Raw genomic sequence first — 7,435 nt, forward strand, 5'->3', positions numbered from 1 at the left:
AATGCAAAAGCACGAAATCGTGATGATGCAGTGGACGGGTGCGGTGCTCGCGCTCGTTCTTGGCCTTTGCGTGTCCTTCACTTGGGCAGGGTATCCGCCGCTGCCGTTTCCTTCGGGGCTCATCCACGGCTTCATGGCGGCCGCGCATGATCCTTTGCTTTTCTGGGGCGCGGTGCCGGGTGCGGCGCTTGCAGCGGGGGCCGCATGGGCATGCCACGAATACCTGTTCAATGGTTTCGAAGGCTACCGGTACGCCAGATTCATTCGTGGCACGAAGATGGAAAACCGGCACCAGCTCAGCAGCCGCATCGCGCGACATAACAATCAGTATCGCAAACAGGCCGTGAAACACGGCGATGCGCCGCGCGCGTCAGTCGCCGTTTGTGGCGTCGAGATGCCGACGGATCTCGAAACGCAGAACCTGATCGTCGTGGGTGCGCCAGGCTCCGGCAAGAGTCAGGCGATTAATGGATTGCTCGCATCGGCACTGCGCCGCGATGACCGCATGGTGGTGGTTGATCCGAATGGCTCGCTCATGTCGCGCTTCTATTTACCAGGCGACATCGTGATCAACCCGTACGATGCCCGGTGTATTGGCTGGTCGCTGTTCAACGAGGTCGATCACGGTTTCGACTTCGAACGACTCGCACATTCGGCGATTCCACCGCAGAACGGCGATCAGGCCGAAGAGTGGGCGGGCTATGCACGCGCGCTGCTTGCGGACGCGATGAACAAGCTCGCCGGCGACGACATGCGCGACATGGTAACGCTGACTGATTTGCTGGTGCGCGAGCAGCGCCCGGTTTTGCAAAAGTATCTTGAGGATACGGATTCGGTGGGCTTCTTCGCGAAGGATGCGGATAGGGCGACGGCCAGCATCATCTTTACGCTGAACAAGTACATCCGGCCGCTGCGTCGCATCCCTGACGGCGATTTCTCGATCCGGCGCTGGATGGGCGACGAAAACGCAGGGAACATCTGGATTACGTGGCGTGAGGATCAGCGCACGGCTCTGGGCCCGACGATCCCCGTCTGGCTCGACCTGATCTACGCGATGATTCTGAGCGAGGCGCCCACGTTCGACCGGCGGCTTTGGGTGTTCAAGAACGAACTGGCATCCCTTGGTCGCCTCTACAGTTTCGAGGCTGCAGTATCGAAGGGCCGCAAGCATGGCCTGTGTGTGGTGGGGGACCTGCAGGATCTGGTTCAGTTGCATCAGCAACTGGGAGATCTACCAGCGAAAGCGACGCTTTCGTGTTTTCGCAGTCTGCTTGCGTTGGGAGGGGCCAACGCACTGACAACCAAAAGCGTTGCGGAGATGATCGGCTGGCACGAAGTAGAGCGCCATCCGATCGGCGTGCAGGGTCAGTGGCGTATCAACACACGCGAGCGCAAGCGCGATCCGGAGTTGGTCGTCACGTCGTCGCAACTCTCGAACCTGCCCGACCTGAACGGTTATCTGAAATACGGCAAGGACTGGCCGCTCGCGAAGATCAGATTCGGCGCGCGTGACTATCCGGTGCGCGTGCCCGCCTACATCGAGGCGCCGCCACGTGAGCTGCTTCAGTCAATTGCGGTGCCCGCACCTGTCAATCCCGCGCCTGCTCCACACGGCGAAACTGGGGCGACTGCAATCATCGTTGGCGCGGTCCTTCCTTCAACGCTGTCGTAGGAGTATCGGTAGAGGTGACGCTATGAGCGAGTTTCGATTCGATGACGTGATTGTTGCGGCAAATGCCACTGATCTGCAGGCGTATCTTGCCGATGCACACGGCGAGAAATTTCGACCGTTGTGCATGTGTACGCCGGTTGGCGTCTCGATGTATGTCGCGAAAGTCGGGGAACACTATGTGATCAAGCGTATGCCAAACACGGGTGGCCTACATGCGCCGGACTGTGGATCGTACGAGCCGCCGGCAGAACTCTCCGGCCTGGGTGAGGTGAAAGGTGAGGCTATTCGGGAGAACATTGAAGACGGTATCACCACGCTTAAGCTCGATTTCAGCCTGTCGAAGTCCGGTACAAGAACAGCGCCAGCGCCCTCGGGCGAAGCGGCCGACGCGGTGCGAACGGACGGCGCGAAGCTGACGCTGCGCGGCACATTGCACTATCTCTGGGAAGAGGCGGGCCTGAATCGTTGGTATCCGGCGATGACGGGCAAACGCAGCTGGTACATCGTGCGGAAATATGTACTGCAGGCGGCGGCCGGCAAGGTATCCAGGGGCGAACCGCTCGGCCGTTGGCTGTACGTGCCGGAGTCGTTTTCCGCGGAACACGCAGCGGGTATCACGCAGCGCCGCATCGCGCACATGGCCGAGCTAGCAGCCAGCAAGAAGACACGCAAGCTGATGATCGCGATCGGCGAAGCGAAGGAGATCGTCGAGTCGCGCTACGGCTTCAAGATCGTCGCGAAACACCTTCCGGACTTTCCGTTCATGCTGAGCGACGATCTGCATCGGCGGCTCCAGAAGCGTTTTGTAAACGAGCTGGCGCTGTGGGACAGCATTGAAGATTCGCACCTGGTGTTCATCGCAACCTTCGGCCTCATGCCTACCGGCATCGCGTCGATCGAGACGCTGGCTGTCATGGTCGTGTCAGCTAACTGGATTCCGTTCGAGCACGCGTACGACAAACTGATGCTCGATGCGCTCACCGCGCACAAACGCCGCTTCGTAAAGGGGCTGCGATACAACCTGGCTGAGAACAAGCCGCTCGCGTGCGTGGTGCTGGCCGACGTGTTGCCGAAGCCCGTTGCGCTGTACGTGCAGCCGCCTGGCGTCGAACAGGAAGACGAGGACGCGCTGTCAGGTCTGATCGAGGAAAGCGACATGCCGTCGTGGATCTGGCGTGCTGGTGAGGAGATGCCTGAGCTGCCAGCGCCAACGTTGGCCCGTGCTGCGAGACCATCGACGCGTGCCGTCGCTACGTTGGATGAAGTTAATGCAGCTGCGGCGGATGCGGCCGCATTGTCAGCGGGCGAGAAGTCTGCATGGTGAGGCAAGGTTGACTGGCCCGGCTCGCTGTTATTGCTTCAAAGGAACGTGAGCCGCGTCGAGTGGAAATTTGTACTCTCTGTTCAGCAGGACTGCATAGCGCACGACAAACCCGAACCTACAAAAGAAAAACCCCCGCCTGGCAGCGAGGGTAGTTCTTGATGACAGCCAGCACAGAGAGAAGTGCTAGAGACATCGAAATCAACGAGTCCGTTTCGATTCTAGCAATCCTTCACTCCGTGTCAAGCGTCATCGGTAGGCGCTCGACCTTAAAGAAAGGAGTGGATACATGAATCGACGACAAGCTAACCGGGTCGGATGGCCCGTACCCGTCGCATTCGCAATGCCTGCAACGCCCCATCTCAGAGGGCGATGCAGGCGAAGTACGTTTCGCCTCGAGGTTTCCCCGGTGCTCCGTTAAGCCAGCACCCGCCCCGGCATGTCCAGCCAGTGGTACGCGCGTCGCGTCGCGGCACTCCCGGCGGGGTTGCCGAACCCGCCCAGGACAGGGGTGGGTGGACTGCCACGCGTACTCACCGAACTCATGCACCGCCTCGGCCGCTATCTCGATGCACCCGACGAATGGTTGCCGAGCCTGAATCGCGCAAACGGGTCGACGCGCCAGCAGCGTACCGAACGCAGCGTAGCGTGCGTGCAACTGCTGCGCGCGAGCCTCAAATACCTGGATCTGTTGACCATGCGCGTGGGGATCCCGTCGACGGGATGCGGGATGCAGAACCTGACACTGCCGTTTCTCGCCGGGCAGGCTGGGCTTGACGTGCGCCGCGCGGAGCGCGCGATGCGTGACCTGCAGGCGGCGGGTCTGACCTCGGTGCGACGGCGCTGTGAACGCGCCGAGGACGGCAACTACAGGGGCCTCGCAGCCATCAGATATATGCCGGCTTCGCTCTTCGGCGCGTTCGGTCTGGCGAAATGGCTGCGGCATGAACGTAGCAAGGCCTCGCTGCGCCATCAACTGCGGGCGACCGCCGACGCCAAACACCGCCGGCGCAGCACGCGCGAACATGCACGTGGCCAACTCTGGCTCGACGCGATGACAAACGGTGTGAAACGCGCAGGCCCGGCGGTGTCCACATCCGGCGGCATGGACGTCAGTACTGCCGCCGAGTTCGAGCGGCAGGTTCAGATCCGCGCCGGCGAGATCAAGCAGGCCAATCCTTCTCTCGGGCACGGGATCTGTTTCAGGCTCGCGCGCCAGCAGCTAACACCTCCCCGCTAATTCTTCCCTCAGCTGCTCTCAGATAATTGGCTTGCCGCGACAATCGGGCACGTCCGGAACGCGTTGCGCAGTGGCCAAGCGGTACCCGTGAGCGTGAGTCCGGCCCGTCTACGCGCGGAACTCCGCGCTACCGTGGCATTTGAATGCGTCGCCGCGTGACTTATCCACATCAGCTGTAGTTCACTCTGGAATAAGTGTCGGGGCAGTTCGGCAATAAGTGTCGGTTGTTAATCACGGTTTCTCTTCACTACCTTCCGAGTTGAAGAAGCGCCTACCAGTCAGCCCCACGTTTCAGTGCCCGCGCGCTGATCCGTTGGTACGAGCATTTTTGTCCAGTCCTCAGGGAACAGAAACCAACACGACCGGTTGACTATATAGTGCTTAATGAACCTGGCCACATCGGCGGGGCGTTGAGTAGTTCGCTGCAAGGACGCCAGTCAGCCAGGAAGCGAACTTCGCCGGCAACGGGGTTTGGACTTTCAGGCGTCGATAGCGCCCTGGAAGCAGCCATTGAAATCGCGGGGATGAAGGTCGCTTCGTCTTAAGGTTTGTTCGACGCCTGCCCATGTCTGCGGACTCGCAAACACGCGTCAGCGCATGCGGGCAGGCGTTGGACAAACCAGAAGGGAGGAAACCGCGGAGTGCTCCGATGCGGTCGAGGTTGTGAAGGCTATGGTGATTGATAGCCCGCAATGTTCGGAGACGTTGCCCGATGAGCGGTCGGACTGTCTGGCAGATGGACCGTGACGCGGTGAGGAAGCGGTGCAGTCGCGCAATCTGGCATACGAAGCAGATGTGTGTGAGTCTGCGCCAGGTGACAGGCGCAAGCGTACGCTCGCGGGCCGCATTGCCACCGGGCCGACGGTCGGGTCGCACGTTCAGGAACAGTTGTGGTCATGTCATGTCCCGGGGTGTGGGTGGCGCGCGAATCGGTGCGGTGCGCGCAAGGATATCGGTGATGATCATCGGGGCGCCGCAGTGCCGGCAGATGAAGGCCGGTCTCGTTTCGAAGACGGTGTGTTCGGGTGAAGCGTTGACCTCTGCCGTGACGTGCAGCAGTTCACGCACCTTCGCGAGACTGGCGCGGCGCACCGGGTTCGCAAGCAGTCCATAGTGACGGATGCGATGGAAACCAACGGGGAGCACATGCAGCAGGAAGCGACGCATGAACTCGCCGGCCTCCAGCGTCATGGTCCTGGAGCGGGTTCGCCCCTTCGCGCGATAGTCCTTCCAGCGGAACGTCACGCCGCGCTCATCGAACGCAAGCAGGCGCTGGCTGGAGATCGCCACGCGGTGTGTATAGCGTGAGAGATACGCGAGTACCGCTTCGGGGCCCGCGAAGGGACGCTTGGCATACACGACCCATTCGCAGGCACGCAGCGGCGCAAGCCACCGCGCAAAGGCAGCCGGGTCGGCGAGTCCGGCATACTCACCGAAGAACTGCAACCGGCCACACCGGTGTGCCTCCGTCAGCGCTTCGAGGAAGCGCCTGCGGAACAGGCGTGAGAGCACGCGCACCGGCAGGAAGAAGCCAGGGCGGCAGGCAATCCACCGCTCGCCGTCGGGTGACAGGCCGCCACCGGGAACGATACCGTGGACATGTGGATGATGCGTGAGCGCCGAGCCCCAGGTATGCAGCACGAGCGTGGCACCGATCTGTGCACCGAGGTGCCGGGGATCAGCGGCGATCGTGCGCAGCGTGTCGGCGGCGATGTCGAACAGCAGTCCGTAGATGACCTGCTTGTTGTACCAGGCGATGGCGCCGACCGGTGCGGGTAGCGTGAAGACGACGTGGTAATACTCGACCGGCAGCAGGTCGGCCTGGCGGGCCTCGAGCCAGCGGCGTGCGGCACTGCCCTGGCACTTGGGGCAATGGCGGTTGCGGCACGAGTTGTACGCGATCTCGGTGCGCGCGCAGCCGGAACAGCGCAACACGTGTCCTCCCAGCGCCGCGGTGCGGCACTGTTCGATGGCCGACATCACCTTCAGCTGCCCCAGGCTCAGCGACACCGTACGTCGCCATGCCGGGCCCTGGGCGCGGAAGATGTCCGCGACCTCCAGCATGGGGTACTGCGCCGCGTTACCCGGCGGGCAGACGCTCCAGTGGACTGATGACTTCGCGCAGGAGGTCGGTGGCGACCTGCACGTAAAGCGCGGTGGTCTCGAGCTGCCTGTGGCCCAGCAGCACCTGGATCACGCGGATGTCCACCTTCTGTTCGAGCAGGTGCGTCGCGAAACTGTGACGCAGCGTATGCGGGGAGACGCGCTTGCCGATCTGCGCGGCCTCGGCGGCGGCGTGAACCGCACGGTTCAGCTGCCGTGCGGTGAGCGGGTCGACGGGATCCATGCCGGGAAACAGCCACCCGCCATCGAGCATGGTGCCCTGGGCACGGGCGACCCGCCACCACAGCCGCAGGCGTTCGAGCAGTACCGGCGAGAGCATCGCGTAGCGGTCCTTGCGGCCCTTGCCCTGCTCGATGCGCAGCGTCATGCGCTGGCTGTCAATGTCGCTGACCTTCAGCGCCACCACCTCGCTCGCGCGCAGGCCCGCGCCATAGGCGACCGACAGCGCGGTCTGGTGCTTCAGGTTGCCGGCGGCTGCGATCAGCCGCCGCACCTCTTCGGGACTGAGCACCACCGGGAGCTTGCGGGGCACACGAACCGGCTGCATCCGGGCCATCAGCTCAGGCTGGCCGAGCGTAACGTCGAAGAAGAACTTCAGCCCGCTGATCGCAGCGTTGAGCGATGTCGGCGAGGTACCGTGATCGACCAGATGCAGCTGGTAGGTCCGCAGGTCCTCGACGGTGGCGGTATCGGGTGAACGTCCGAGAAACCTGGCGAACTGGCGTACGGCGCGCAGATAGGCGGTCTGGGTCTTGGGGGCGAATTTGCGCATGCGCAAGTCGTCAACCATGCGCCGGCGCAGCGGGCTGACGCCCGGATCGGAGGAGGTCATGATGGGGCTCCTGCTGGAGAACGAGGCGGATTGCCTCAGTCACCAACATAAGCACCGGCGCCACTGCCCCGTCATTCGCTGTCAGAGGCGGAAACGGAGCCCCATACCGCGCGAGCGGTTTAGGCAGTATGACTTTCCGTGAGGTGGTGGCTGGCCCGCCGTGAGGAACCAGACGCGGGTTAGCATTGCTGCCAGAGCCGCATGGTGTGCACGAGGGCGACACCCGGCAATTTCCAGCGCGGAGGC

Annotated in this window: 5 protein-coding genes; 3 read left to right on the forward strand and 2 right to left on the reverse strand. The window is 62.6% G+C overall.

Going from position 1 to position 7,435, the window contains the following annotated elements:
* Position 1 precedes the first annotated feature (1 nt).
* From A6V37_RS28895 to A6V37_RS28905, 3 genes are all read left to right on the forward strand, one after another.
* Positions 2-1,672, forward strand: coding sequence for a type IV secretion system DNA-binding domain-containing protein (locus A6V37_RS28895; protein ID WP_064270721.1), 1,671 nt, complete (start codon positions 2-4; stop codon positions 1,670-1,672).
* A gap of 22 nt (positions 1,673-1,694) precedes the next feature.
* Positions 1,695-2,996 (forward strand): DUF1173 domain-containing protein, encoded by a 1,302-nt coding sequence (locus A6V37_RS28900; RefSeq protein ID WP_064270720.1) that lies wholly within the window; start codon positions 1,695-1,697, stop codon positions 2,994-2,996.
* Between the two features lie 436 nt (positions 2,997-3,432).
* Positions 3,433-4,233: a Crp/Fnr family transcriptional regulator gene (locus A6V37_RS28905; protein ID WP_131799927.1), complete on the forward strand. Its 801-nt coding sequence runs from the start codon at positions 3,433-3,435 to the stop codon at positions 4,231-4,233.
* A gap of 894 nt (positions 4,234-5,127) precedes the next feature.
* Here the strand turns inward: A6V37_RS28905 and A6V37_RS28910 are convergent.
* Positions 5,128-6,297 (reverse strand): IS91 family transposase, encoded by a 1,170-nt coding sequence (locus A6V37_RS28910; protein WP_064270718.1) that lies wholly within the window; start codon positions 6,295-6,297, stop codon positions 5,128-5,130.
* 16 nt (positions 6,298-6,313) lie between these two features.
* Positions 6,314-7,189, reverse strand: a complete 876-nt coding sequence (locus tag A6V37_RS28915) for a tyrosine-type recombinase/integrase (RefSeq protein WP_064270717.1) — start codon at positions 7,187-7,189, stop codon at positions 6,314-6,316.
* Positions 7,190-7,435 lie beyond the last annotated feature (246 nt).

This window comes from Paraburkholderia ginsengiterrae (assembly GCF_001645125.1).
In the GTDB taxonomy this organism is placed as follows: Bacteria; Pseudomonadota; Gammaproteobacteria; order Burkholderiales; family Burkholderiaceae; genus Paraburkholderia; species Paraburkholderia ginsengiterrae.